This is a genomic window from Nigerium massiliense, assembly GCF_000826085.1.
In the GTDB taxonomy this organism is placed as follows: Bacteria; Actinomycetota; Actinomycetes; order Propionibacteriales; family Propionibacteriaceae; genus Propioniciclava; species Propioniciclava massiliense.
Genome location: NZ_CCYM01000003.1, coordinates 1493612 through 1519998, shown reverse-complemented (window position 1 = coordinate 1519998; position 26387 = coordinate 1493612). Strand labels below are relative to the sequence as shown.

Here is a 26387-nt window from a genome sequence, read left to right as displayed (position 1 = left end):
CAGGCGGGCAGCGGAACTCGTCGATTGGAACCACAGCTCAGAAGCAAGCGTCGTCTGTGCCCTCGTGGGCACGTGGGGCCGTGGGGCCGTGGGGAAGTAGGAAGTCCTCCGCACTCGCGCTCCTGACCTGCTCCACCGTTTGGGTTCCAGTTTCTCTGGCTAACAGTGGTCTTCACAGGAAGGCTGTCTGTCATGCCTCGTCCCTACCCGGCTGAGTTCCGGGCCCGCGCGATCGCGCTCGTCCGCGCCGGCAAACCCGCGAAGGATGTCGCCTTCGAGCTGCGCCGCAGTGCCTCCGAGAACGGCGGTGAGGGCCCCGGCTCGGCATCCACCCCGTGACCCTCTCGAAGTGGATGCGTCAGGCCGCCATCGACTCCGGCGAACGTCCGGGCGTCCCGTCGCAGGAGTCTGTGGAACTGCGCCTGGCGCGTCGCCGGATCCGTGAACTCGAGCAGGAGCTCACGATCGTGCGCACGGCGGCGAAGTTCCTCAACGGTGAGGAACCGCCGGCCCCAAAAGGATCTACCCGGTGATCGATGCGTTGGCGGCCACCGGGATCCCCATCCGACGCGCCTGCAACGTCCTCGGGGTCAGCTCCCAGTGCTACTACAAGCGCAAACGCACCCCCACCACGGCCACGCAGCTACGCCGACAGTGGCTCACCGGGTTGATCCGTGAAGTCCATACCGCCTCCCGCGGTACCTACGGCTACCGGCGTGTTCACGCCGAACTCACCCTCGGCATGGGCGTCACCGTCTGCTCCCGCACCATCTACTCCCTCATGAGCGGCGCCGGGATGTACGGGCTACCAGGACCGACGCGGATCAAGAGACTTCGGGGCGTGGCGACCGCCGATGACCTGGTGAACCGTAAGTTCCACCGGCTCCGGCCCAACGAACTGTGGGTCACCGACATCACACAACACCGAACGCGTGAAGGGTGGCTGTACTGCGTGGCGGTCCTGGACGCCTACAGCCGCAAGATCGTCGGATGGTCCATCGACTCCCGCGCTGATGCGACCCTGGTCGTGAACGCTCTGGACATGGCGATCCAGAACCGTCGCCCCGCACCGGACGGGATCGTGCACGCCGACCACGGAGCCCAGTTCACCCCGTGGGTCTTCGGACAAGGCATCCGAGAAGCTGGCCTGCAGCCCTCGTTCGGCAGCGTCGGCGACGGGCTGGACAACGCGATGATGGAATCGTTCTGGTCCTCAATGCAGATCGAGCTACTGAACCGCAAGACCTGGAAGACGCGTGTCGAGCTGGCGAACGCGATCTTCGAGTACATCGAGATCTTCCACAACCGCCGCCGACGCCACTCCGCCCTGGGGTACCTCAGCCCCATCGAGTTCGAACTACGCTCGGAAAACCACCCCATCCCGACCGCGAGTTAGCCACCAAGAGCGGAACCCAAACGGTGGGGCAGGTCATCTGGCCGCGCTGGCCTCAGGGGCTGGCTGGGAGGGTTGTCGGCGGTAGGTGGCAGGCTGAAGCCATGGTTCCTGCTGAAAAAGGGGTTGGCCCCACTTCAGAGGTTGCAGCCGCCCGGGCGCTTGGTGACCAACTGTGGCTCGAACGTGCCATTGCGATCCCGCGGCACCCGGATGTTGACGGCACAGACGTTGTCGGTGATCACTGTCTTCGAGCGGGTGCCGTTGCGGGAGTTGCCCGACCCGCGACCGACGGGATCATGCTTGTCATAGCCCAGGTGCTCGTTGAGTTCTTCGTCGAGGGCTGCTTCGACGATCTGCGCCGTGAGGGTCTTGAGGAGGCCGTCGGGGCCGGTCAGGGCGATACCGGCGTCCTTGGCCTGGCGCACCATCTGCGCGACGGCTTCACGCTGAGCCTTGTCCAGCTCGGCCGGCTCATCCTGCGGTGGTGGTGGGTTTGGGGTCACAGTCTCCAGTCTGGCCGACTCCACGGCCTCCGCACTGCTGCTGGTGGTGGTTGTCTCGGGTCATCATGACTCCTCCTGCCCTTGCGGGCGATGGAGCCACTTACACCGTTTCTCGGATACTCCCGTCCCGGGCATCGGCAGCGCTCTCGGGGTCGATGGCATCCCGAGAGAGATGCTCCACCGAGTCAAATTTTTCAGTGGAGGGGTTTCATAATCGGAGTTCTGGTGAGACAGTTGATCATCGGTATGATGAGGACCAGGGTCGTCCGGATGGGCGTCAGCGTCGACGTCACGTGTCATGAGGGGCGTCGTGACCGGGGCGATGTCGAGCAGCAAGAAATTATGGAATTTTCAAAGGAGAAAACACCATGATCCCCACTGAATCTAGCACAACCGACTTTTTCACCGTTCGGCAAAATGATTCCGGTGCTTGGAGTTTCGTCGACCCGCAGGGTGAACCCTTCGTGTCGCTGGCTCTGAATCATCTCGATGACAGTGACCTGCGTTATCCACACAATGTGGAGGTCTTTGAGAAGAAGTACGGATCGCGCAAGCGTTGGACTGAAGGCGTAGTTCGCGACCTCCGGGACCTCGAATTCAACACTATCGGCTGGACCTGCCAATACATCAGCGGTGGTTGGGGAGAGGCACTGGACTGGTTTGGTGACCCCGTCGATTTGGGTCACTCCGCCCCGTGGCCCGACGACTACCTACTCGATGCTGGCCTGCCCTACGTTGTGCAGTTACGAGTGCAGGAGATCGAGGACTGGAACGGGCATCCCGCGTTCCGTGACGTCTATGGCGAGGACTTCCAAAAATATGCAGACTGGGTCGCCCGAAGGATGGTCTCCGATCATAAGAACAGCCAGAACCTAATCGGGTACTTCCTGGTCGACATCCCCGCGTGGCTTCCCCATGCTTCTGGCCGGTTTTGGCCCGGATTCGATGGCCTTTCTGCCGAAGAGCACGAGACCAAGTTGTTCGAGATCGCCACACAGTATTATAAGACCGTCACCGAAGCGATTCGCCGCTACGATCCGAACCACCTCATCCTTGGGGACCGATACAACGGCAATAAGGGCATCCCAGAGGCGGTGCTGCGAGCGATGGTACCGTTCGTCGACGTGCTGTCTGTGCAATACTTCACCGGAAAGACAGACGCTGAGTACGTCACGATGATCTCCGACTTGCGCCACTGGCACGAATTGACAGGCAAGCCTGTCGTTATCGCCGACATCGGTAACTGGGTTCCCACTGAGTTGAACCCCCACCGCACAAGCGATATGCAGACCCAGGCGGAGCGTGGCGAGGATTACAAGAACGGACTCGCCACCGTCATGGCCGAACCGTGGATTATCGGCTGGCACTGGTGCGGCTACATCGAGAACCTCGGGCGCGGCTGGGGAATCAAGGATCCTCAGGATGAGTTTTACGCCGAGATGACCGACCGTATTCGGGAGGCCAACAAGGCTGCCAAGGAGACCGTCGCTGAACGTTGATCGAGACTCTGAAAAGAAATGGCGGGATCGACTTTGGTTTGGTGAGGCTCCGATTGTATATGTGGGATGGTTTGGCGTAACGGAAGCTAGGGATTGGCCAGAGGTGATCCAGGAAGAAGTCAAGAACGGCTATTTGGGATCGGTATGGGTGGCACGCGCGTGCGAATGCGTTTCGTCTCAAGTTCCGCGAGTTCGGTATTCATTCGGAGACGTTGTCGAGCTAAGCTCGGCCAGCCGAGCTAGTGGGCTGCGCAGCACTGCTCCGGGTAACGGTCTCGCCCCCGTCGCAACCTCGTCAAACGGGACTTCATGGCAACCGCTTCGACTGGTTGAACCACGACGGCTCCCCGGTGAGATCGTTGTGATGTGACCCCCGTCGATTTTGAGATCATTTGCCATGGCACCGAAATCGCGCCGTCTGCTGCCGACGTGGCACTTGCAGTCCGTTGACCAGTAGAGGTTATTCTGGGCGTCCAGTGATTCGCAGAGGCTGGCGCGGCCGTCAAGGTACGGCTTGGCGTCCAATCGTGACTGATTCGACTTTGCGATCTTGTCAGTGGCGGGGAAGGTCTTGCTAAAGGTGTGCTAGCAGCTCTATCATTAGAGAGTCTCAAGGCGTCTGGTTAAAATTTGCGTATCCAAAGATGGTGGCAAATGATCAGCTGACAGCTTGAGACCAGTAACCACTGGGATCGAAGGAGATGTCAACGTGGAAATAATCGCTGATCACAACGGAGTGCCCGCCAAGCATGGACGGGCCCTCGTTAATGGAGTTCGGCTCCACTACTCGATTGCAGGCGAGGGGGAGCCGCTCTTCCTGCTGCACGGTGTGCCGAAGACCTCGTATCATTGGCGTCGAGTCATTCCCCTGCTCACCCCGTTTTACACCGTCATCGCTCCCGACTTGCGCGGCCTCGGAGACTCTGAGCGTCCAGCGAGTGGATTCGACACCAAGAACATGGCCGAGGATATCGCCCAGTTGGCTACCCATTTGGGTTACGAGCAGTTCTATCTCGCTGGTGAAGATTGGGGAGCCGCGACCGCTTATCAGGTAACGGCGCAGTACCCCGAGCGAGTCAAGAAGCTAATCTACCAAGAGATGATCCTTCCAGGCTTCGGCCTCGAAGACTACTCGTTCCTTACCCGTGAGAACGTGAGCACCTACGTGTGGCTCTGGCACATCAACTTCTACAGCGTTCCCAACTTCCCAGAAATGCTGATCACGGGCCGAGAGAAGGAGTACTTCAACTACTTCATGAAGCATGAGACCCACAACCCCCAGGCGATCACTCCGGATGCGCTGGACGAGTATGTGCGCTGCTACTCCGCGCCGGGCGGGCTGCGCAGCATGTTCGAGATCTACCGAGCCACCCTCGATGACGCTGACCAGAACAAGGAGTCGGCGAAGACGAAGCTGACGATGCCGGTGCTCGCCGTTGGCAGCGAGTATTTCATTGGCGACGACAACGAGCGCCAGATGCGCGAAGTTGCTGAAGACGTGCGCGCCGTGATCCTACCCTGGGGACACCAGCTGGCCGAAGAAGACCCAGAGGCGCTGGCGTCCGCCTACCTTGACTTCCTTGGCCGGCGAGAATGAGCGGACAAAGGAACGTAGCCACGAGGCTGGGGAGGCCCGCCGATCGGTGCGGGAATTACTTGCCTCAAGGATATCTTCCTAGAGCCAGACGGTAGTGTGATCCCAATCTGGGACGAAGCTCTGGCAGCCCGGGGCCTCACCGCGCAACCATTCGTGAGAGGTCAGACAAACAGAGACTTTCTGGCTTCTCCGCGATATGCGGGAGGCCCCGGTCGTTTGCAGAACCTACGAGTGTTGGCGTGAACGTGCATATCCGTAGTGCCGCGATACATGCATGAATATGCATGGAGTCGCCCCGGGTGATCAGACCCTTCACTATTCCCGGGGCGACTGAATACGTCCTCAGGCTCGATGGCGAGCGGGTGTTTAGCAGTCTGCGCACCGACCTCGCCTTCGATGCACTGGAACAGGCGATCTCGTCCCGTCGTCAGCATGACCTCGCCGGCTTGGCGCATCACAGCGGCCAAGTTCCGTTCCTGCGCGATTGTCTACACCTATCGACTCGCCGAGGTTGGGATCGTAGCCCCAGTTGTGTCCGTGGACGGATCACGTGCTTGATCATCGTTATGGGATCCCGAAGGTGGGGGTGGCGCAGTGCTTTCCCGGATGATGAGGTCGGGTGAGATGGTTCGTAGAGAATCCCGCTCAGGATCTTGAAGGCCGAGCAAGCACTGGCGCCCGATCTGCACGAAGTCCTGTCGCACTGTGGTGAGGGGGGGGTTGAACTGGGATGCGAACTCGTGGTCGTCGAAACCGATGACACTGATGTCTTGTGGGATGCGTAGGCGGCGCTCTCTAAGCGCACGCATCACCCCGAGGGCCATGAGGTCGGAAGCTACGAAGACGGCCGTAGGGCGTGGCCTCAAGTCTGCGATATGGCGTCCAGCTTGGTAGCCACTCTCCCCGGACCAGTCACCGGTAATGATTTCTGGTACGGGTAGATGATGGGCCTGCAGAGCGTCTCGCCAGCCTTTGAGTCGAACTTGGCCCTCCAGCCACTCTTGGTTGCCTGCCACATGGGCGATGTTCTTGTGGCCGAGGCTGATCAGATGCTCCACGGCTCGTAGGGAGCCCTCGTACTGGTCCTCGGAGACGACTACGACGTGAGGGAGAGGAGCGAGGTCGGCGGCGAGGACAACGATGGGTAGTCCGCCAGCCCATCCGGTGCTTTCGATGGAGGCCAAGGCGAGTTCGGCCTCTCGTGCGAAGGGGGCAATGATGACCAGGCCGTCGACGTAGGCGTCACGGAAGGTGTCGAGGGCGGATTGGAGCGAGCCGAAGGAGTGGCGGTCGTGGACGGACAACATGACGTGCTTGCCTGCTTCCCGGGCTGCTGTCTCGACGCCGTGGAGGGCTCCCATGGGGCCGTAGCGCCATGATGAGTCAGTCACCACGCCGATGGCTCCGGCTCGCGCTGTCTTGAGCGCCACGGCAGCGCCGTTGCGGCGGTAGCCGAGCTCCGTGATGGCGGCCATCACGCGCTGGCGTGTGGTTTCGCTGACGGCGCCCTTGTTGTTCACCACTCGGGAGACGGTTTGGTAGGAGCAGCCGGCCAGCCTGGCGACGTCCTGCAGGCCCGGGCGGCGGGGCTGGGGCGTGGGTTCCATAAGGGCGACTCTAGGGCCCGGAACCGCGACGATCCGTATTTCGTTGCCTCCCAGAGAAAAGTGTGAACGTTCGCCCAACCTCTTGACGCGCTGATGGTGAACGTTCACACTGGCTGCAACGGACCCCCCCCGACACACCGCGGGGGATCGACACAGCTCAAAGGAGAGCCACCATGGAAAGAAGGACCTTTCTCTTCGTCGCCGGTATGGGTGTGCTGTGCACCGCGAGTGCGTGCACGGTGGAATCGAGCAGCGGTGGCACCACGGACAGCGGTCTTGGCAGCAAGGCGGATGCAGCCCTCAAGGAACTCCAGGGCAAGGTGCTGAGCAAGGGGCCGAATGGTGAGGCGCCGGCGCATGCCTCCGACGTGGAACTGACAGATGCTGAGATTGCACAGGTCAAGGCCAAGGGCGCGACCGCCGCGCTCGTGATGCACTACGCCGGCAATGACTGGGCCACCGCCCAGATTGCGGGGCTCAAGGCAGAGTTCGCGCGGCTTGGTATCAAGGTCATCGCGGTCACGGACGCCAACTTCAATCCAGGTCAGCAGGTGTCCAACATCGAGACGGTGCTGGCCAGACGTCCCGACATCGTCGTGTCCATTCCCACCGACCCGGTGGCCACGGCCAGCGCGTACCGCAAGGTCACTGCCAGTGGAGCGAAGCTCGTCTTCATGGACAACGTCCCCAAGGGATTCAAGGGCGGCGTGGACTACGAGTCGGTCGTGAGCGCGGACAACTTCGGCAATGGTGCTGTTTCGGCCCATCTGCTGGCCAAGGCCCTCGACGGCAAGGGTGACATCGGCGTCATCTACCACTCGGCGGACTTCTTCGTCACCCGGCAGCGGTACGACGGCTTCCGCCAGGTGGTCGAGGAGCAGTACCCGGAGATGAAGATCGTCAAGTCCCAGGGGATTGCCGGCCCAGACTTCGCCGGTGATGCGCAGAAGGTGGCTGACGCGATGATCAGCCAGAACCCCAAGCTGGCTGGAATCTGGGCGGTGTGGGACGTGCCCGCCGAGGGTGTGATGGCAGCGGCCCGCTCGGCCGGCCGCAATGACCTCAAGATTTCCACCGAGGACCTGGGTACCAATGTCGCCATTGCCCTTGCTCAGGATCAGCTGGTCGTCGGTCTTGGCGCCCAGCAGCCCTACCAGCAGGGTGTGACCGAAGCGCGTATCGGGGCTGGGGCGCTGATTGGCAAGAAGGCGCCGGTCTATGTCGCGCTCAATGCCCTGCCCGTCACCCACGACAACGTTCTGGAGTCGTGGAAGCAGGTCTACAACTCCGAGCCGCCGGCCGATCTGCAGAAGGCGATGAAGAAGTGACCGCCGCGTCCCAGGCCGTGCGGGGAGGGCCCAGCGCGGCACCCTTGGTGAGCATGAGGGGGATTACGAAGTCCTTCTCTGGCGTGAAGGTCCTCGACGGGGTGGATTTCGAGGTCGTGGCGGGGGAGGTTCATGCCCTGGCCGGTGGCAATGGTGCTGGCAAGTCGACGTTGATGAAGATCCTTCAGGGGGTCTACCAGCTCGATGGAGGCACTGTCGAGGTGTCCGGCAAGCCGCGCCGCTTTGGCAGTATCCACGACGCGAAGCGTGCCGGGCTGGGCATGGTTTTCCAGGAGTTCAGCCTCGTGCCCACGCTGACCGTCGCCCAGAACATCTTCCTCAACGACGAGCCGCGCACCGGGCGCATGATCGACGACCGCCAGATGGTGCGGCGGGCGCGGGAGATCTTCGAGCGGATGCAGGTCAGCGTGGACCCCACCGCGCCGATGGCCTCGCTGCCCACCGCCTACTGGCAGCTCACCGAGATCGCAAAGGCGCTCGCCGAGGATGCCCGCGTGCTGATCATGGATGAGCCAACCGCAGCTCTCGCGCAGCAGGAGGTCAGGGCGCTGTTTGACTTGGTCGAGCGGCTCACTGATGACGGTATCGCCGTGGTCTACATCTCCCACCGGATGGAGGAGGTCTACGAGATCGCGGACCGGATCACTATCCTGCGCAACGGCAAGCACCTGCTCACCTCGGCGCTAGCCGACATCACGCCCGAGCAGATCGTGGAGGGCATCGTGGGGCGGACCGTTGCGATGGCAGCGCCGCCGCGACGGGACTGCACTGATCGCCCCGTGGTGCTTTCGCTGGCGGGGCTGGCCGCTGGCAACGGGTTGCATGACGTGTCCTTGGAGGTCCGTGAGGGTGAGGTCGTGGGCCTGGCCGGTCTGATGGGTTCTGGCCGCACCGAACTGGCGCGTGCGCTGTTCGGCATCGACGCGATCACTGCTGGGACGGTGCGGATCGACGGACGTGAGGTGAAGATCGGCAAGCCCGGGGATGCCTTGGCGCACCGCTTGGTGTTGGTTCCCGAGGACCGTCGCCTCCAAGGGCTGGTGCTGAGCCATTCGGTCAACAGCAACCTGCAGTTGCCCCATCTGGGGGACCACAGTCGCGGTGGCTGGGTGGATGACCGTGCTCTCGGCTCCCTGGCCCGTCGGCTGGTGGACGAGTTCCGCATCAAGGTGGCCCGTCCTGAGGCGCCCGCATCACTGCTGTCCGGCGGCAACCAGCAGAAGATCGTCCTCGCCAAGTGGATCAGCCGCGACCCGCGGGTCCTGGTGATGGACGAGCCAACAGCTGGCGTCGACATCGGCACCAAGGCGGAGATCATCGAAGCCATTCGCGCCTTCGCCGCTGAAGGCCACGCGGTGGTTGTCATCTCCTCCGAGTACCCAGAACTGCTCGCCATGAGCGATCGCCTGCTGCTGATGCGCGAGTCCACCGTCGAGCGTGAGCTGGACCCGACCGAGACCACCGACGAGCAGGCACTCGAACTGGCAGTCCAAGGAGTGAACCATGAGTGAGTCAACCGCCACTGCTACTGCGTCACGCAGGCGCTTCAGCTTCGACTGGCGACGGGACATCATCTACGTAGGATTCGTGGCGGTCCTGGCCATCTTCTCGGTGCTGCTTCGTGACGAGGGATTCCTGTCCACCGCCAGCTTCTGGAACATCCTGCGCCAGGCAGCCATCGTCTCGGTGATCGCCGTAGGGATGACTCTGGTGATCGCAGCGGCGGAGATCGACCTGTCGGTCGGCTCGGTCGCCGGGCTCGCGAGTGTCGTGACCGCCATGGCGCTGTCCCACTACGGGCTGGTACCTGGCATCTTGGCAGGTTTGGCCCTCGGAGCAGTGATCGGCAGCATCAACGGCGCCTTGGTGGCCTTTGCCCGGATCCCGTCCTTCTTGGTCACGCTGGCCATGATGGGCATCGCCTTTGGTATCGCCCAGTGGGTGACGAAGTCGGCGCCGGTGCCGATCCTGGACCTCACCTACGTCGCCAACTTCGGTGGCGGAAACATCGGCCCCATCCCCGGGCTGATCATCTGGATGGTGCTGTTCGTCGCCGTCGGCACCGTGGTGCTCAAGAAGATGCGGTTCGGCCGCCAGATCCTGGCCACCGGCGCCAATCCGGTCGCGGCCGAATATTCGGGAATCCGGACCTCCTGGGTGCGTTTTCGTGTGATGTTGATCTGCTCCATGGGCGCGGCCATCGCAGGCATGCTCTACGCCGGTCGTCTCCAGTCCGGCCGGTTCCAGTGGGGTGCCGGCGACGAGATGAATGCCATCGCCGCGGTGATCCTGGGCGGCACCGCGCTGGCCGGAGGGCGCGGGTCGGTGATTGGCACCTTCTTCGGTGCGCTGCTCATGGCGACCATCAACTATGGGCTGATCCTCGCCGGACTGGACACCTCCCAGCAGCAGATCATCCGCGGCGTGATCATCATCCTCGCCGTCGCCCTGGCCCGCAAGAACTGACCATCCAACCAGCAGTAACCACAGACCTGTCCGCAGTAACGGAGAGAGGAAGAATGATGGAGAAGCAGACGGACAACCGGCCCGTGTCGGTTGGCGAGAGCGCCTTCAGTGTCAATGGCGAAACGGTCTCGCTCTACGGCGGTGCCGTGCACTACTGGAGGCTCGACCGAGACAAGTGGGACTCGATCCTTGAATCCGTCAAGGGCATGGGTTTCAACATGATCTCGATCTACATCCCGTGGGAGATCCACGAGGTGGAGCGGGGAGTCTTCGACTTCTCGGGCAACAAGGACATCGACGCCTTCCTGACCCTGTGCGAGGAGAAGGACTTCCGGGTCATCGTCCGCCCCGGCCCGCAGATCAACTCCGAGCTGACCTGGTTCGGATACCCCAAGCGAATCCTGGAGAACGAGAAGCTCCAGATGCGCAACGCCAAGGGTGGGCGCACGGTTCTCACCCAGGTGCCCAAGCCGATCCCGGCGGTCAACTACGCCGCGGACGAGTTCTTCGAGGAGACCGCGCTGTGGTATGACGCGATCTGCGAGATCCTGGCGCGTCATTGCTACCCCAAGGGCGGCATCGTTGCAGCGCAGGTCGACAACGAGATGGCCTACTTCTTCTGCATCAATGCCTATGCAGCCGACTACAGCGACGATTCGCTGGCCCTCTACCGCTCCTTCCTTCAGGACAAGCACGGTGGTCTGGACGGCATCAACAAGGCCTACGGAACCTCCTACGGCAGCGAGGGCGAGATCGAGCCTCCGCGTCGCTTCGAGGCCAAGGCGAAGAAGGACATCCCCCGTCTGGCTGACTGGGTGGAGTACCGCGAGGAATACCTGATCACGTCGATGGACCGGCTGGCGGGGATGATGCGCGAGCGTGGTCTGGACCAGATCGCCCTGTTCCACAACTACCCCCACCCGCTCGGCCCCGGTGGCGCTGCCTCTGGCTTCACCACGCCGTTCAACATCGCCAAGCTGGAGGAGAAGCTCGACTTCGTCGGCTTCGACATCTACTCCCGCAAGGAGCTCTACAGCCACGTCAAGACGGTCGGCTCCTACGTGGTGGGCACCAGCCGTTTCCCCTACATCCCTGAGTTCATCGCGGGTGTGTGGCCCTGGTACCTCAACCCGGGCGAGCTCTACGACGAGGAATTCGTCACCAAGGCCGCGCTGATGCAGGGCATCAAGGGATTCAGCCGCTACATGCTGGTGGAGCGTGACCGGTGGCTCGACTCCCCGATCCGTCGCGACGGCCGGGTTCGCGAGGACCACGCCGAGATGTTCGGCAATGCCAACCGGATGCAGTCCGAGGGCGGCTTCACGGGCCTGCGTCGTGACGCGCAGGTGCTCCTGCTGGCCAACCGCGAGTACGACCGGCTCGAGGCCGCCTCGGTGCTGGTCTCCTTCCCGGGCGACTTCCTGGAGACACCCTCGGGCTTCAGCGAGTACGCGAACCCGCTGACCATCAGCGAGGAGAAGCTGGGCTTCGACGCTCCTGTGCAGCTGGAGAAGAGCAAGGCCTTCGGCGCCTACTTCGAGGCACTTTCCGCCGGTGGTCACGACTTCGTGATCTCCGACACGGACCTGGCACCCGCCCGCTGGGGACAGCGACGCATCATCGTGCTGCCGACGCTGGACTACCTCGACGAGAAGACCCAGCAGGCGCTGGTGGACTTCGTCGCCGGTGGTGGCTGCGCCGTGATCGGCCCGAAGCTGCCCGAGCTCGATTCCCAGATGAACCCCTGCACCATCCTCAAGGACGCTGTCGAGTCCGGCCAGGGCAAGTGGTTCGTCGTCAAGGACGGCGAAGATGCCGGGGTAGTCCTCCAGCAGGCCTGCGCCGCGGCCGAAGTGCCGACCGTCGGCAAGAGCGATCCCCGCCTTGACGTGGTCGTCCACGTGGACCTGAACGACGAGAAGCGTCGAGTGGTCTTCATCGCCAATCCGACCGCCGAAGCCATCGAAGCCAGTGTCGAACTGCCCTTCGAGGCCGACAAGGGCACCGAGCTGTGGTCCGGCCAGCCGGGCACCGTCCAGGGCAGCCAGCTGCAGGCCTCCATGCCCGCTTACTCGATCAACGTCTACGACTGCTCGCTGAAGAGCTGAAAGGAACTCCAATGCTTCACGGTGATGTTTTGATGGCCGATCTGGACGTGGACCAGTGGCGCAATGCGCAGCACCTGCTGCTGCGTTCCGCCAAGGGCGCCCGCCGGGTCGTGTGCCTGCTCGAGAAGGGTGAGGTGGTCAAGTGCCGCCACACCCACGGCGCCGAGGTGGCTCAGGCCCCGGCGAAGGTCGACGACCTGCAGGCCGCGGCCGATGCCCTCTACGAAGCCAACCGCGAGACCGCGGACTTCGTGCTGGTCGCCGAGCGCGACGCGATGGACGAGTACTTCGCCGAGTACCAGAACGCCTGGCAGGCCGACGAAGACCTCGACGTCTTCGTCTCCCGCTCCTGGAGCCTGCTGCGCGACCGCTACTCGTCGTCGATCGTGACGGCCCCGGAACCGGCCGACCAGACCCTGGGCCTGCAGTGGAAGCTGGGCGCATCGCATGACGACGTGGTTGCGGCTGCGGAGGCATTCGTGGCGCCGGACAGCACAGCCGTGCTGGCCGTGCACGACGAGGGCGCCCTGTGGACGAGTCTCATCCTGCGTTTCGACGGTGACCGCAAGGTCATCTCGATCGGAACCGCGGACCCGAGCCTGGTCGACATCCATGGCGACCGTGCTGAGGTCACCCAGCGTCTGGTGACCTTCGCCAACGGACGCGAGGGCAAGGTTGGGCTCGTGGTGAGTGCCACCCGTGACGCAGCCGAGCGATTCCTGGCTGCTGACGACAAGGCCGCAGTCCTGGCCGAGCTCGGCGACGACTTCAAGGTCGAGCGCGTGGGCTGACCCACTCAGAGGCGACGTGGCCGGGACACCTTAGGGCGTCCCGGCCACGTCGCATCGCGGTTGGTGGCTGACAGGTTCTTGACGCTCTGGTGATAGAGATATCCCACACACTGCTGACCACATCCGTGCCTGCTCCGCGCACACGATATCGCAGGCAGACCCGGTTTTGGTGGGGCTCCCGGAGGTGCCGCGTGCGGTCCCCGGAGGGCAGATGACCTGGTTCGAGGGTAAGGGCCGCTTGCCGCCCGCACCCCTGTGGTGTCGTGGGGTAAGTGGGCTTAGGTTGGGCGTCGCCCCCGAGTGCGGGCCCATCCCCCAGATGGCCCCGGACTTGCTGCGGGAGTTCGACGCGTCAGCAAGAGCGTTCGTCGATCGCTTGGTCCCCACGGCCAGGGCACTGGCCCGGCTCCAGGACGAAGCGGCCGCCCGGCTCTACCTGCGGCCAACGCTGCTGGCCGACCACGGACTGTGCCTGGGGATCCAGCTCATGGCCCGCCTCCTCGACGAATCGCCCACGACCCTTGAGAGGGACAAGATTGAGATCCCCTCGGGCATGGCAACCACCAGCCCGATCACCGGCCGCAGCGGCGACCTCGTCCACGTGGAAGCGCGCGTGCCGCTCGGCATTGAACTCCCTGAGGCCACCGTGGACCTTGGAGTAATGACCGTGGCATTCGATGGTGAGCTCGTCGCCGAAGGATACCCCCGCGGGGCTGGCAGGGACCTCTGGGTCGTCCCGAGCGGACAGGTCACCGCACGACTCCACCAAGGCACCACCGAGTCGACGATGCGGACCTCGAGATCGGCGTCGGGCTCCTTGATCAGGAGGTTGCGGACCTTGGTCTGCAGACTGGCGGGGTCTTTGGCGCGGTGGGTGACCAAGGCCGGGATGCCCGCTGCGCGGAGTTGGTCGCGGATCTGGCTGGCCGCCAGCTCGGCCAGCGCCGCCCAGAAGTCATACTATTTGGGCTCGGTATGGTGGGCGCGTGCGTGCGGATGCTTTTCGTCTCGAGCTCGGTCAGCTCGGTCTTCATCCGGAGTCGTTGTCGAGCTAAGCTTGGCCAGCCGAACTGGTGGGCTGCGCAGGACTGCCGCGGGTAACGGTCATGGTACCCGTCGCAACCTCGCCAAACGGCGACTTCATGACAACTGCTTCGACTGGTTCAACCCTGACGGCTCCACGGCGAGAGTCGGTATTGAGCCCGAAACCCTGCCAATCACTTGACGCGGGACAGCATCACCCGCGGGTTCCGAGCTTCGAGCACTACCGCCTCCGAAAGCTCCTCATCACCGGAGGCCTCGACGGGTTACCCCACACTCAACTCTGAAGAGCCCATTGACTTTGGCCCGTCAGAAGCCCTACGCTATTTTACACGTCTCACCGAGGAGGCGAGCAGACGATGAGCTCGCGTATGGAGCGAACGCCAGGGGTGGAGCTCTGCGGGTGCAGGGCGCGGCGACCGGCATTTCGTTCGGTTTCTACCTCACCCCGGGAAGTCGACCCCACGCTTGAGGTGATCGCAGCCAGCGGTTTTATGAGGATGGAGCTATTCGCCGGCAATCTGCTACCCATGGGAAGTGAACTCTCGGTGTTCCAGTGGGCACTCGACGACCATGGGATCGAGTTGACCGGCATCCACCTGGCGGCACTTCATCGCGATGTACAGCTCACTCGAGGAGCATGTGCTCTTGAGGAGGAGGTGTACTTGGTTGGCTTAGAAAAGCAGCATTCTTGATACTCAGCAGGCGCCAACCCCACATCGTTCTACAGCCAATAGGAGTTGGATTTCATGTCAGATACCAGTTCGATTACCCTAGAATCAGGCACCGCCCTACTCAGCACCGGCGTCCGCATGCATTACTTCCACGCCGGCGAGGGCACAAACACGCTCGTTCTGCTTCACGGCTGGCCGGAGACGGCCTGGCAGTGGCGACACGTCATTCCGATGTTCGCCGAGGCGGGTTACCGTGTCATCGCCCCTGACTACCGCGGCGCGGGGAATACTTCCAGGCCGCGCCAGGACTACGGTTTGACCAGCGACCCGCGGGTTTCCGAGCTGCCCCGCGGTGGTTACGACAAGCGGTCGATGGCGGAGGACATCCATTGCCTCCTCTTCGACCACCTGGGGTTGACTGAGCCAGCCTTTGTGATGGGGCACGACCTCGGCGGCCAACTCGCCACCGCGTACGCGCTCCGCTATCGCGACGACACACGAGCTATGGGCTACGGCGAGGCGCCGCTTCCTGGGACGACGATCCACGAGAAGATGAAGAACGACCCCACGCTATTCCATTTCTCGTTTCACCGGATCTTCGACCTTCCGGAGGCGCTCACGGCCGGGCGCGAGCGCTGGTACCTGCAGCACTTCTACGACAAGCTCGGCTTCAAGCCGACCGCGGTAGACACGGAGTACTTCGCTCGGCAGTTCAACGAACCGGGCGCCATGCGCGCCGGCTTCGACCTCTACCGTGCGTTCGACCAGGATGCGCTCGACACTCAGGCCGCAATTGAGGAAGGCGGAAAGCTCACGGTCCCCACCCTCGGACTCTGCGGAGAAATGAGCCTGTTCAGCGAGGTGACGGAAGCTATGGGTCTCGAGGTGGCTGAAAACGTTCACTTCGAGGCGGTCCCGGCGTCGGGACACTGGATCGCCGAGGAGAATCCGGACGCGCTTGTCGAGATCGTGACGCGTTTCGACAAGTCGACGAGAGTTTAACCTACGTCTTCCCCGCTGCCCCGGGCGGGGCTGGGGCAGCGGGGGCGGACTGATTCGAGGGCCGGGTACGGGGCCAGGCATGCTGAAGGGCTGGCTTGTAGGGCCGTGGGCCGGCCCGCAATCGTTGACGGTTTATTCAAGTTGCTTGGGCCTGATCAGCGTGTTCTCCGGTCTCGCCCTCGACGGTCTCGATGGCTTTCTCGAACGCGACCGGGCTGGTGCTGTCGAGGCCCGAGTGCACGCGGCAACGGTTGTAGACGATCCCGATTCAGTAAGCGACCTCGCGGCGGGCTTTGGCCCGAACCGGTCATGGCCGGCAGCCGTAGAGCTCGGGCTTAAGGGCTTTTAGTGCCCTGAGATCTTCTCGATGACGTTGGCGGCTTCGGCGTCGATTTTTGGGTGGGCGGTGATGGTCTGTCCGGCGTGAAGCGCCCTGGGTTTCGTTCCGAGTCTCAGCAAGGAGAATCGGAGTATGCCCAAGAAGTTCAGTCCCGAGCTGCGTGACCGCGCCGTGCGGATGGTCTACGACCGCCAGGCGCGCGAGGGCGGCCCACGTGCAGAGTCGATACGTGCCATCGCCCCGCAGCTCGGTGTCGGCACGGAGACGCTGAGGATCTGGTGCAACCGCTACGGCCCCACCGAACCGTCCGCTGGCAGCAGCGAGTCGCTCGAGGAGGAGAACCGGCGTTTGCGCCGTGAACTGGCTGAAGCTCGCCGTGCCAACGAGATCCTCAAAGCGGCCTCGGCTTTTTTCGCCGCGGAACTCGACCGCCCCACGACGAGATGATCCGGTTCATCGACGAGCACCGTGATCGGTTCGGGGTCGAGGCCATCTGCCGCGTGCTTAGCGCGACAGAGTGTGGGTTCATCACCTCCCGCGGCTACCGGGCCGCCAAGGCACGCCCAACCTCGGCCAGAGCTCTGCGGGATGAGGTTCTCCTGCCGGAGCTCCGGCGCATCCACGCCGAGAACTACAGCGTCTACGGGGTGCGGAAGATGCACCATGCGATGCGGCGCGCTGGCTGGGATATGGGCCGTGACCAGGTCGCCCGCCTTATGCGAGGAGCTGGCCTTCAGGGGGTACGGCGTGGCCGGAAGCCGGTCACCACATACCCCACTCACGTGCCCGATGCCCGCCCGGATCTGGTCGAGCGGCGCTTTACTGCAGAGCAGCCGAACCGCCTGTGGGTCGCTGACATGACCTACGTGCGGATCCTCGCCGGATTCTGCTACGTCGCGTTCATCACCGACGTATGCACTCGCAAGATCGTCGGATGGGCGGTCGCTGCGACCCTCCATACCGACGGCCTGCCCCTGCTGGCGCTGGAGCACGCACTGCTGACCAGTGGCGCCGTGCGCTGCCAAAGCGGACTGATCCATCACAGCGACCGCGGGGCCCAATAGGGACTGCTGCACGGATAGGTGACATCTGATCTGGCTTGCCTGGCAGGGCGGCCTGGAAGGATGCTGTGATGCCCAAGCCCTATCCGAAAGAGTTCCGCGACGACGTGGTGCGCGTCGCGCGCGCCCGCGAAGCGGGCGTCACGTTGGCACAGGTCGCCAAGGACTTCGGGATCCACGAGATGACGTTGAACAAGTGGCTGCGCAAGGCCGACGTCGACGACGGGAACAAGCCCGGCACGACCGCGACGGATAATGCGGAGCTGCGCGAGCTGAAACGGCGAAACCGCCTGTTGGAGCAGGAGAACGAGGTGCTGCGTCGCGCCGCGGCCTATCTGTCGCAGGCGAATCTGCCCCCAAAATGATGTTCCCGCTCGTCCGCGAGTTGGCCGCGCATGAGCACCCGGTCCGGGTGCCTGTGACGGTGACGTGCCGGGTCCTGAGATTGTGTCGCCAGCAGTACTACCGGTGGCTGGCGTGCCCGGTCAGTGACGCCGAGTTGGCGTGGGCGTACCGGGCGAACGCGTTGTTCGACGCCCACCGTGACGACCCGGCGTTCGGATACCGGTACTGCCGCGACGAGGCCGGCGACGAGGGCCAGCAGATGAGCCCGCGAACGGCGTGGGCGATCTGCTCGGCCAATTCGTGGTGGTCGGTGTTCGCCAAGAAACGGGCTGGTCGACCGCGGCCCGGACCGCCGGTGCATGACGATCTGCTCGCGTTCGAGGATGACAAGGGCCGCACCCGGCACGACTTCACCGCCGCCGAACAGGTGAACACGGTGTGGTTGACCGACATCACCGAACACAAGACCAACGAAGGGAAGCTGTACTTGTGTGCGATCAAGGACGCCTGCTCCGGAAGGATCGTCGGATACTCAATCGATTCCCGGATGAAGTCCAAACTCGCTGTGGCAGCGTTGAATTCGGCCGTCTCACGCCGGACAGCCGATGATGTGGGCGTGGCCGGGTGCATCGTGCACAGCGATGGGGCCTGACCCCGGTTCTTGGACACGCTGAATCCAGCACGTGGTGCTGGGGAAGCGAGATGATCCGAGAACCATGGCCAGGAAGAACTACTCCGAGGAGTTTCGTCGTCAGGCCGTCGACTTGTACGAGTCCACCCCGGGCGCCACGGTCCGCGGCATCGCCGAGGACCTCGGCATCGTGCGCGGCACGCTGCGGGGCTGGCTCGAGGTCTACGGGACGGGCAAGAAGACCGCCGCCGACGGAACGCTGACCTCCAGCCCGTTGCAGTCCAAGCCTCCAGGGCCGAGCCCCGCGGTACCCGAGGGTGAGGCGCCCGAGCAGAGGATCGCCCGACTCGAGGCCGAGAACGCGGCGCTACGTGCCGAGACGACCAAGCTCACCACCGAGCGGGAGATTCTCCAGCGGGCGGCCAAGTGTTTCGCCGGGGAGACGCGCTGGTGAGTCGCTTCCAGTTCGTCGCCGACAACTCCGCCACCTTCGAGGTGAAGCGACTGTGCGCGCTCGTCGAGATCGAGCGCTCGTCCTGCTACGCCTGGCTCAACGCCGCCCCCGCTCGCGCAGAGCGCGCCCGGGCAGATGCTGAGCTCGCGACGCGGATCAGGGCCGTTCATGCCGAGGACGACACCCAGGGGGCGCCGCGGATCACCGCCGAGCTCAACGACAACGCCCCTGCCGGTGAGCGCGTGAACCACAAGCGCGTGGCCAGGGTGATGCGGCTCGAGGGCATCCGTGGCTACGCGAAGAAGCGGCGGGTGCGGACCACGATCCCCGAGCCGTCGGGGCAGAAGTATTTGGATCTGCTCAAGCGGGACTTCACCGCCGAGCGCCCGAACCGGCGCTACGTCGGGGACATCACCTACCTGCCGTTGGCCGACGGGACGAACCTGTACCTGGCGACCGTGATCGACTGCTACTCACGCCGGCTCGCCGGCTGGGCGATCGCCGACCACATGCGCACCGAGCTCGTGGAGGACGCCCTCAACGCAGCGGCCGCGACCCGGGGCAGCCTCAAGGGCGCGATCTTCCACAGCGACCACGGGTCGGTCTACTGCTCCAAGGCCTACGCCAAGCTGTGCAGGAAGCTCGGTGTCACCCAATCCATGGGCGGCATCGGATCGTCCGCCGACAACACGCTCGCGGAGTCGTTCAACGCCACGATGAAGCGCGAGGTCCTTCAGGACGCCGCCTGCTGGACAGACGAGCTGACCTGCCGCCGGCAGGTCTTCAGGTGGCTCGTCCGCTACAACACCCGCCGCCGTCACACCTGGTGCGGCTACCTGTCCCCGTCCACCTACGAGGCCCGCCGGGCCGCTACGCTGCCGACCGCCGCGTAATCACACCCTGTGTCCAAGTTCCGGGGGTAGGGCCCGATCGCGGATCTCAATTCCGCAGCCGTAAATTCGTCACACGACTCAAGGACCACCAGCTCGTCGGGTCGATGGGCAGAGTCGGTGCCTGTGGCGACAACGCAGCCATGGAGAGCTTCTTCGCCCTACTGCAAAAGAACGTCCTGAACACCCGCCGCTGGGCCACCCGCGAACAGTTGCGGATCGCGATCGTGACCTGGATCGAACGCACCTACCACCGACGCCGTCGACAAGACCGCCTCGGCAGATTGACGCCCATCGAGTACGAGACCACCATGACTCGCACAGCCGATCAGGCTGCGTGACTACAAACTGTCACCAATCGTGCAGCAGTCCCGAGCCCGGAATCAAGTGCGACTACCTGTATGAGGATGACGACGGACAGACGGGCGGCTCCACTGAGATGGTGTCGGGCGCCCGCGGCGTCTTGAACTGGCTCAAGGGACAGCGGTAGTTCGGCCGAGGACGGCGGCGCCATCTACAGAGCTGCCGGTCCCGCGCGATGCCGGAGCTTGCGCTCCGAAGATGGGCACGGGAAATCCGAGCTCAACTGCCGGGAAACGTAGACCGAGGCGAGCCGCGTCATGCCAGGTGGCTGGCTTTCTGTCGCCAGCCCGCCAGATCGAGGCCCCGTTTCGCGCAGTACAAGCGCCAAACGGGGCCTTTTCGTTTCCGTGGACGCCCGCCCTCACCGAAGCCGATCCCCACCGCTGGCGGGTTCTCGATCCTTACCGTGCCCTTACCTACGGAACGCAGACTGGTGACATCGGCTGACCTGGCCTCGCGCCGAGTCACCGAGTTCGTTGTCAGGACTGAGTTGCGCCACATCACGCACGCCGCTCAGCCGGGGACCCCCGCCGACGGCCGGGAAACGAGCGCGCTGACCGGGCAGCAGCCAGCACAGAAGCACATCGAGAATCGGAGGCCCCGCCATGGCTGAAACCACCGCGACCGACCCCCGCACGGGAGATCCCGTCTCCCGTCCCGAAAACCCCCGCGCTACCGACGCCGCCGCCCGCAGGGTCTTCGGCGTCCTGTCGGGGCTAACCGCGCTCGGCATCATGCTCCAGGGCCTCTGGGCCGGGATGTTCCTCGCCGAGGACCCGCGGCCTGAGTACTGGGTGCAGGTGCACGACACCGGCGCGAAGGCCGTGATCGCGCTCGCCGTCATCACGACCGTGTGGGCGTTGTGGAAGCTGCGGGCCCAGCGGGGGCTGTGGATCGGCGCCCTCCTGCTGACCGTCCTCCTCGCGGGGGTGGGCCACCTCGGTGGCCTCATCACGGACGACGGCGCCGATCAGCTCGCGGCCGTGCACGTCCCGCTCGCGATGGTCGTCATGGCGCTGAGCGTCTGGCTCCCGATGCACGCGCGCCGCGGCCGCGCCTGAGCAGGCCAGCCGCTCCGACGAGGATGCCGTCGCGCCTCAGGCGTCGAACCCGACATCGTCAGCCGCTCGGCTGTCGGTCACTTCTGCGATGTCGGTTCGAACCACGCGCGAGACGCGACGTTGCGTCCTCGCCCTGGCTTGCCGTCCCGAGCCGTGCGCCGTCCCCGGACGGACGCCGCCCTAGAACTTCTTCTTGAACTTCCTGTCCTTCTTGCCGTACCCCTTCGGTCCGTCGAAGCGGCCGCCCTTGTCGAACCGACCGCCCCTGTCCGAATCGAAGCGTCCGCCCTTGTCCGGCCGCAGCTCGATCAACTTGCCCGAGATGCGGGTGGAGCGCAGCGCGTCCCAGACCTGCTGGGGGAGCGAGGCGGGCAGCTCCACCAGCGAGAAGTCCCCGCGGATGTCGATGTGCCCGAAGTCCTCGCGGGCGAGGCCACCCTCGTTCGCCAGCGCGCCGACGATCTGCCGGGGCTGCACCTTGTGGCGACGGCCGACCGCGATGCGGTAGGTCGCCATCGGGCCACCGGTGCGGCGATTGCGCGGTTCGCGTCCGCTCTCGCCGCGAGCGCGGTCGGAGTCCTTGAAGCGGTCCCGGCTGCGCGGCTCGGGGTCGGGCTCCAGCAGCATGGGGGCGTCGCCCTGCAGCACCGTCGCCAGCGCGCCGGCGACGTCCAGTTCGGGGACGTTGAACTCGTTGACGTAGTGCTCCACGACGTCGCGGAAGAAGCCGAGCCGGTCGTCGGCCAGCGCCGCGGTGATCGCGTCGTCGAAGCGGTTGAGACGGGTCGCGTTGACGTCCTCGACGGTCGGCAGGGGCATCTGCTCCAGCGTCTGTCGGGTCGCCTTCTCGATCGAGCGCAGCAGGTGCCGCTCGCGCGGGGTGACGAACGAGATCGCCTCGCCGCTGCGTCCGGCGCGGCCGGTGCGCCCGATGCGGTGCACGTACGACTCGGTGTCGGTGGGGATGTCGTAGTTGACGACGTGGCTGATGCGGTCGACGTCCAGGCCGCGGGCGGCGACGTCCGTGGCGACGAGGATGTCGAGCTTGGCCGACTTCAGCTGCCCGATCGTCCTCTCGCGCTGGGCCTGGTTGACGTCGCCGTTGATCGCCGCGGCGGAGAATCCGCGCGCCCGCAGCTTCTCGGCGAGGGTCTCCGTCTCGGTCTTCGTGCGGACGAACACGATCATCCCCTCGAAGTTCTCCACCTCGAGGATGCGGGTCAGGGCGTCCACCTTCTGCGGGTAGGACACGATCAGGTAGCGGTGCCGCACGTTCGGCGCCGTCGCGGTCTTGCCCTTGACGTTCACCTCGACCGGATCGGTGAGGTAGCTCTCCGCGAGCCGGCGGATCTGGCGAGGCATCGTCGCCGAGAACAGCGCGGCCTGCTTCTCGGCGGGGGTATCGGCCAGGATCGTCTCGACGTCCTCGGCGAAGCCCATGTTGAGCATCTCGTCGGCCTCGTCGAGCACCAGCATGCGCAGCCCGGTCAGGTCGAGGGTGCCGCGCTCCAGGTGGTCCATGATGCGTCCGGGCGTGCCGACGACCACGTGGACGCCGCGGCGCAGCGCGCTGAGCTGAACGCCGTAGCCCTGGCCGCCGTAGACCGGCAGCACGTGGATGCCGGGCAGTCGCGCGGAGTACTTCTCCAGCGCCTCGCAGACCTGCAGAGCGAGCTCGCGGGTCGGCTCGAGGATGAGCGCCTGCGGAGTCTTCTGTTTGGGGTCGAGCCGCTGCAGCAGGGGCAGCGCGAACGCGGCTGTCTTGCCGGTGCCGGTCTGGGCGAGCCCGACGACGTCGCGGCCCTCCAGCAGCGCGGGGATGGTCGCGGCCTGGATCGGGCTCGGCTTCTCATAGCCGACGTCGCGGACGGCCTTGAGCAGCCGCTCGTCGGAGATGAGGTCGGCGAAGGACGGGCCGTCGTCCTCCGACTCCGATGCCTGGCCAGCGGGCGGTTCAGTCGCCGTGGAGGCGGGGGATTCGGGCGTCGCGTCGGCCGTCGGCACCGCCTCAGCGGGGGCAACCTCGTCGATCGGGGCGTCCTCGGGGGCGGGGTTCTCGTTGTTCACCCCGTAGACGTTACTGGCTCGCCCCTCATCGGGCCTCACCCGAGCCCGCGCCGCGCGGGGTGTTGCCGCGGGGCGCGACGCCGGCGGGACGCATCCGGCGACGTGAGCGAGGCTTGTGCATCGCCGGGAGGGCACAGGCGCCGGACGCGGACCTAGGCCGTCTCCATGAACGACCCGTTGACGGCGTTGACGTACACGTGGCGCTGGTCGGTACCCCCGCCGGCGAACATCGTCACATCGTAGGCGGGGGCGTTCTTGTGGCTGGTCAGCGTGACGCTGTCGACCCCACCGGGCACCTCCTGGATCGCCGCGGCCACGGCGTCCGAGACGTTGGCGCGCGCCTGGGTGAACTGAGTGAGGGTGTCGCCGCTGAGGTCGGGGGCCTTGGCGGCCCCGGTCACCTGCGCGCCGTCGCCGCTCACCTTGACCGAGTCGACCGCGTTGCTTCCGGACTTCACCACGTCGATCGTCCAGGTTCCATCGTCGTTGTGCTGGAGCTTGACCGCGCGACCGGATTGCTTCTTCTCGGAGAGGGCGGCGCCGTCGCGGGCGCCCTGCGGGGCGCCGCCGTGGGCGGGGGCCGGGGCGGCGCTCGGCGTCGGGGACGCGCTGGCGGCCGGTTCGGAGGCGGCCGCGGGCGTGCTCGGCGCCGTCGACGGTCCCGAGGTCTGCGCCGTGCAGGCGGCGAGGGCGCCGGTCAGCAGCAGCGAGGCGCCGGCGACGATGATGCGATGGGTCGTGCCTGTCATACGGGGCAGTCTGCCCGAAGGGCGCGTCCCGGGTGCGCGGTGGGCGGAAGTCGGTAGAAAAGACATCCGCGACGGCCTGAAGATCCCTCCCACTCCAGGCCATCGCGGACGCGCCGCGCGGTGTAGACCAGCGGGCAGGACCAATGTTCCCTGGCCGGCGGGCCAGTGTGCAACTTTTGCGATACAAGTGTCTCAAACTTGGCGGCGGTGTCACCCGGACGGGACGCGCGTCCCGCAAACAGCCTGCCGCCCCGGGGCGCTCCCCATAGGATGTGACGCACCGGAAGGAGCCGCCCGTGTCGCTGGACCTCGTGATGCTGATCGGTGCCGCGGTGCTGTTGGTGGCGGTCATGTCGTCGCGGGTGGGGTCCAGGCTGGGACTTCCGTCGCTGCTCCTCTTCCTCGGCGTGGGCATGGCGCTCGACCCGTTCGGGCTGCACTTCAGCGACCCCGATCTCGCGCACGCGTTGGGGTTCGCGGCGCTGGTGTTCATCCTGGGCGAGGGGGGCCTCGCGACCCGCTGGGAGGACATCCGCGGTTCGCTGCGCCTCGCCGGGCTGCTCGCCACCCTCGGCGTGGTGGTCTCCGTCGGGCTCGTCGCCGCCTTCGCCCACTACGTGTTCAGCCTGTCCTGGGCTCAGGCCGTGCTGCTCGGCGCCGTCACCGCGCCGACCGACTCGGCCGCCATCTTCGCCGTGATGCGGTCGGTGCCGTTGCCTGCGCACATCCGCTCCACGCTGGAGGGGGAGTCCGGCCTCAACGACGCCCCCATCGTGCTGCTGGTGGGGATGGCGACGGCGTGGGCCGCCGGTTCGCTGCCCGAGGGTGGCCCGGTCGCCATCGCCGCGCTCGTCCTGGTCGAGCTCGCGGGCGGCATCGTGCTGGGCCTGGGGATCGGCTTCGCCGCCGCCTGGCTGCTCAAGCGCGTCGCCTTCCCGGCGTCCGGGTTGTTCGTGCTGGCCGTCATGGGCTTCATCGTGCTGTCCTACGGGCTCGGCGTCCTCGTGCACGTCTCCGGGTTCGCCGCGGTCTACGTCTGCGCGGTGGTCCTGGGCAACTCCGGGCTGGCGCATCGGCAGGCGACCAAGTCGTTCGCCGAGGGCATCGGCTGGATCGCGCAGATCGGCCTGTTCGTGATGCTCGGCATGCTGTCCAACCCGTTCCGCATCACCACGCCGTTCCTCGTCGAGGGCCTCGTCGTCGGCGCCTTCCTGACGCTGGTCGCTCGGCCGGTGTCGGTGTTCGTGTGCGCGGTGTGGTTCCGGCTGCCGTTGCGCGAGATGGCGTTCATCTCGTGGGCCGGCCTGCGCGGCGCGGTGCCGATCATCATGGCGACCGTCCCGTTGGCGGCGGGGATCCCGGAATCGGCCGGGCTGTTCGACGCCGTCCTCGTGCTGGTCATCGTCTACACGGTCGTGCAGGCTCCGTCGCTTCAGTTCGTGGCGCGGCTGCTGGGCGTCTCCTCGGGGGACGACCCGGTCGACATCGAGGTCGAGGTCGCGCCCCTGGACAAGATCCAGGCCGACTTCATGCAGATCCGGGTGCCGAAGGAATCGAAGCTGCAGGGCGTCACGGTGCAGGAGTTGCGCCTGCCGCCGCTCACGATGGTGGCCGTCCTCATCCGCAACGGCCAGCCCCGCAGCGTCGAGAGCCACGACCGCATCCTGGTCGGCGACGAGCTGATGATCGTGGTGCCGTCGAGGCTGCGTACGGCCGTGGAGGAACGGTTCAAGCAGGTCAGCGAGCACGGACGCCTCGCGTCCTGGCTGCCGACGAAGAGTCCGCAGCGGCGGGACGCCGACCCAGGGAGGTGACCGTCGGGCGACTGTCCCGGCCGCCGGGCAGCGAGCGTCCTCTTACGCCTCGGCTTCTTGGCCGGCCTGGATACGCGGGATGCAGGCCTTGCCGCCCTTCACGGGGACGGACGTCAGGGGATCGGGCGCGACGCTCTTGAAGCCGTTGCCGACGGTGATGTCGACGGTGTGGTCGGCCTTGTTCGGGTCGGCGGTGAACTTCGCGCCCGGGAAGTACGAGCGGACGAGGACGACCTCGGGGGAGTTCGCGGCGACGCCGACGATCTGGACGCCCTGGGTCACCGGCTGGGTGTTGGCGATACGGATCACGCGGAAGCCGTCCGCGCGCAGGATCGTCGCCACCCGCTTGGCCAGGCCGTTCTGCTGGGTGCTGTTGTAGACCCGCAGGACGGCGTGGTCGGGCTTGAAGCGCGGCCCGATGCTCTGGACGACGCACGGCTCCGGTGGACGCGGCGGGGTCGGGGTGTTGGCGGCCTTCCACCCCCACATCGCGGCGAACACGACGAAGGCGAGAAGCAGCAGCATGGTCAGCGGCGTCTTCACCGCCACCCAGACCTTGCGTGCGCTCATGCGGCCCCG

At 65.3% G+C, this 26387-nt stretch carries 18 protein-coding genes, 4 pseudogenes and 1 other annotated feature; of the genes and pseudogenes, 17 read left to right on the top strand and 5 right to left on the bottom strand.

From position 1 onward, the window contains the following. Positions 1–192 precede the first annotated feature (192 nt). Positions 193–1396: pseudogene (locus BN1187_RS13505) on the top strand (IS3 family transposase). 155 nt (positions 1397–1551) lie between these two features. Here BN1187_RS13505 and BN1187_RS13500 read toward each other — a convergent pair. Then, positions 1552–1857 (bottom strand): annotated as a pseudogene (locus BN1187_RS13500) (transposase); the annotation flags it as partial. A gap of 410 nt (positions 1858–2267) precedes the next feature. Between BN1187_RS13500 and BN1187_RS13495 the strand changes: the two are divergent. Next, positions 2268–3398, top strand: coding sequence for a glycoside hydrolase 5 family protein (locus BN1187_RS13495; RefSeq protein WP_040162461.1), 1131 nt, complete (start codon positions 2268–2270; stop codon positions 3396–3398). A 709-nt stretch (positions 3399–4107) separates the two neighbouring features. After that, positions 4108–4995: an alpha/beta fold hydrolase gene (locus BN1187_RS13490; RefSeq protein WP_040162459.1), complete on the top strand. Its 888-nt coding sequence runs from the start codon at positions 4108–4110 to the stop codon at positions 4993–4995. 494 nt (positions 4996–5489) lie between these two features. Here the strand turns inward: BN1187_RS13490 and BN1187_RS13485 are convergent, their stop codons facing one another. Further along, on the bottom strand, positions 5490–6602 hold the full coding sequence (locus BN1187_RS13485) for a LacI family DNA-binding transcriptional regulator (protein WP_052462726.1): 1113 nt from the start codon (positions 6600–6602) through the stop codon (positions 5490–5492). A gap of 173 nt (positions 6603–6775) precedes the next feature. Between BN1187_RS13485 and BN1187_RS13480 the strand changes: the two genes are divergently transcribed. From BN1187_RS13480 to BN1187_RS13410, 13 genes and pseudogenes are all read left to right on the top strand, one after another. Next, positions 6776–7930 carry a substrate-binding domain-containing protein gene (locus tag BN1187_RS13480; RefSeq protein ID WP_040162457.1) on the top strand — a complete coding sequence of 385 codons (1155 nt, stop codon included), beginning with the start codon at positions 6776–6778 and terminating at the stop codon, positions 7928–7930. Positions 7931–8013: 83 nt separating this feature from the next. Continuing rightward, entirely contained in the window at positions 8014–9462 is a 1449-nt protein-coding gene (locus tag BN1187_RS13475; protein ID WP_235750678.1) for a sugar ABC transporter ATP-binding protein, read from the top strand. Continuing rightward, complete coding sequence (locus tag BN1187_RS13470) at positions 9455–10417, top strand: ABC transporter permease (RefSeq protein WP_040162455.1); 963 nt, start codon at positions 9455–9457, stop codon at positions 10415–10417. Before BN1187_RS13475 ends, BN1187_RS13470 begins: the two co-directional genes overlap by 8 nt. Positions 10418–10473: 56 nt before the next feature. Continuing rightward, complete coding sequence (locus BN1187_RS13465; RefSeq protein ID WP_040162453.1) at positions 10474–12525, top strand: beta-galactosidase; 2052 nt, start codon at positions 10474–10476, stop codon at positions 12523–12525. Positions 12526–12557: 32 nt separating this feature from the next. Further along, the gene (locus BN1187_RS13460) at positions 12558–13316 is read left to right on the top strand and encodes a hypothetical protein (protein WP_235750677.1); all 759 of its coding nucleotides are present in this window, start codon (positions 12558–12560) and stop codon (positions 13314–13316) included. A gap of 1790 nt (positions 13317–15106) precedes the next feature. Then, positions 15107–16033, top strand: coding sequence for an alpha/beta fold hydrolase (locus tag BN1187_RS13450; RefSeq protein WP_040162447.1), 927 nt, complete (start codon positions 15107–15109; stop codon positions 16031–16033). Positions 16034–16505: 472 nt separating this feature from the next. Beyond that, positions 16506–16820 (top strand): transposase, encoded by a 315-nt coding sequence (locus BN1187_RS13445; protein WP_040162445.1) that lies wholly within the window; start codon positions 16506–16508, stop codon positions 16818–16820. Next, positions 16778–16874: a sequence feature (AL1L pseudoknot), on the top strand. It overlaps the preceding gene by 43 nt. Then, on the top strand, positions 16817–17437 hold the full coding sequence (locus BN1187_RS13440) for an IS3 family transposase (RefSeq protein ID WP_040163475.1): 621 nt from the start codon (positions 16817–16819) through the stop codon (positions 17435–17437). (Overlaps the previous feature by 58 nt.) Before BN1187_RS13445 ends, BN1187_RS13440 begins: the two co-directional genes overlap by 4 nt. A gap of 68 nt (positions 17438–17505) precedes the next feature. Continuing rightward, positions 17506–17924, top strand: a pseudogene (locus BN1187_RS13435) (transposase); the annotation flags it as partial. Positions 17925–18038: 114 nt separating this feature from the next. Beyond that, positions 18039–18431, top strand: a complete 393-nt coding sequence (locus BN1187_RS15260; RefSeq protein ID WP_407667739.1) for a DDE-type integrase/transposase/recombinase — start codon at positions 18039–18041, stop codon at positions 18429–18431. Positions 18432–18495: 64 nt separating this feature from the next. Continuing rightward, positions 18496–19757 (top strand): IS3 family transposase gene (locus BN1187_RS13420; RefSeq protein ID WP_097677344.1). Its coding sequence is split into 2 segments (ribosomal slippage): positions 18496–18838 and positions 18838–19757, totalling 1263 coding nucleotides; the frame shifts between segments, so codons are not numbered across the junction. 26 nt (positions 19758–19783) lie between these two features. Further along, positions 19784–20095: pseudogene (locus tag BN1187_RS13415) on the top strand (IS3 family transposase); the annotation flags it as partial. A 627-nt stretch (positions 20096–20722) separates the two neighbouring features. Further along, positions 20723–21178 (top strand): hypothetical protein, encoded by a 456-nt coding sequence (locus BN1187_RS13410; protein ID WP_040162439.1) that lies wholly within the window; start codon positions 20723–20725, stop codon positions 21176–21178. Between the two features lie 180 nt (positions 21179–21358). Here BN1187_RS13410 and BN1187_RS13960 read toward each other — a convergent pair whose 3' ends face one another. Together BN1187_RS13960 and BN1187_RS14955 are read right to left on the bottom strand one after the other, a co-directional pair. Next, positions 21359–23245 (bottom strand): DEAD/DEAH box helicase, encoded by a 1887-nt coding sequence (locus BN1187_RS13960; protein WP_173424979.1) that lies wholly within the window; start codon positions 23243–23245, stop codon positions 21359–21361. A 152-nt stretch (positions 23246–23397) separates the two neighbouring features. Continuing rightward, entirely contained in the window at positions 23398–23994 is a 597-nt protein-coding gene (locus BN1187_RS14955; protein WP_040162437.1) for a PepSY domain-containing protein, read from the bottom strand. Positions 23995–24290: 296 nt separating this feature from the next. Between BN1187_RS14955 and BN1187_RS13395 the strand changes: the two genes are divergently transcribed. Continuing rightward, the gene (locus tag BN1187_RS13395; protein WP_261795323.1) at positions 24291–25808 is read left to right on the top strand and encodes a potassium/proton antiporter; all 1518 of its coding nucleotides are present in this window, start codon (positions 24291–24293) and stop codon (positions 25806–25808) included. 42 nt (positions 25809–25850) lie between these two features. Here BN1187_RS13395 and BN1187_RS13390 read toward each other — a convergent pair whose 3' ends face one another. Beyond that, positions 25851–26378 carry a LytR C-terminal domain-containing protein gene (locus BN1187_RS13390; RefSeq protein WP_052462723.1) on the bottom strand — a complete coding sequence of 176 codons (528 nt, stop codon included), beginning with the start codon at positions 26376–26378 and terminating at the stop codon, positions 25851–25853. Positions 26379–26387: the final 9 nt, after the last annotated feature.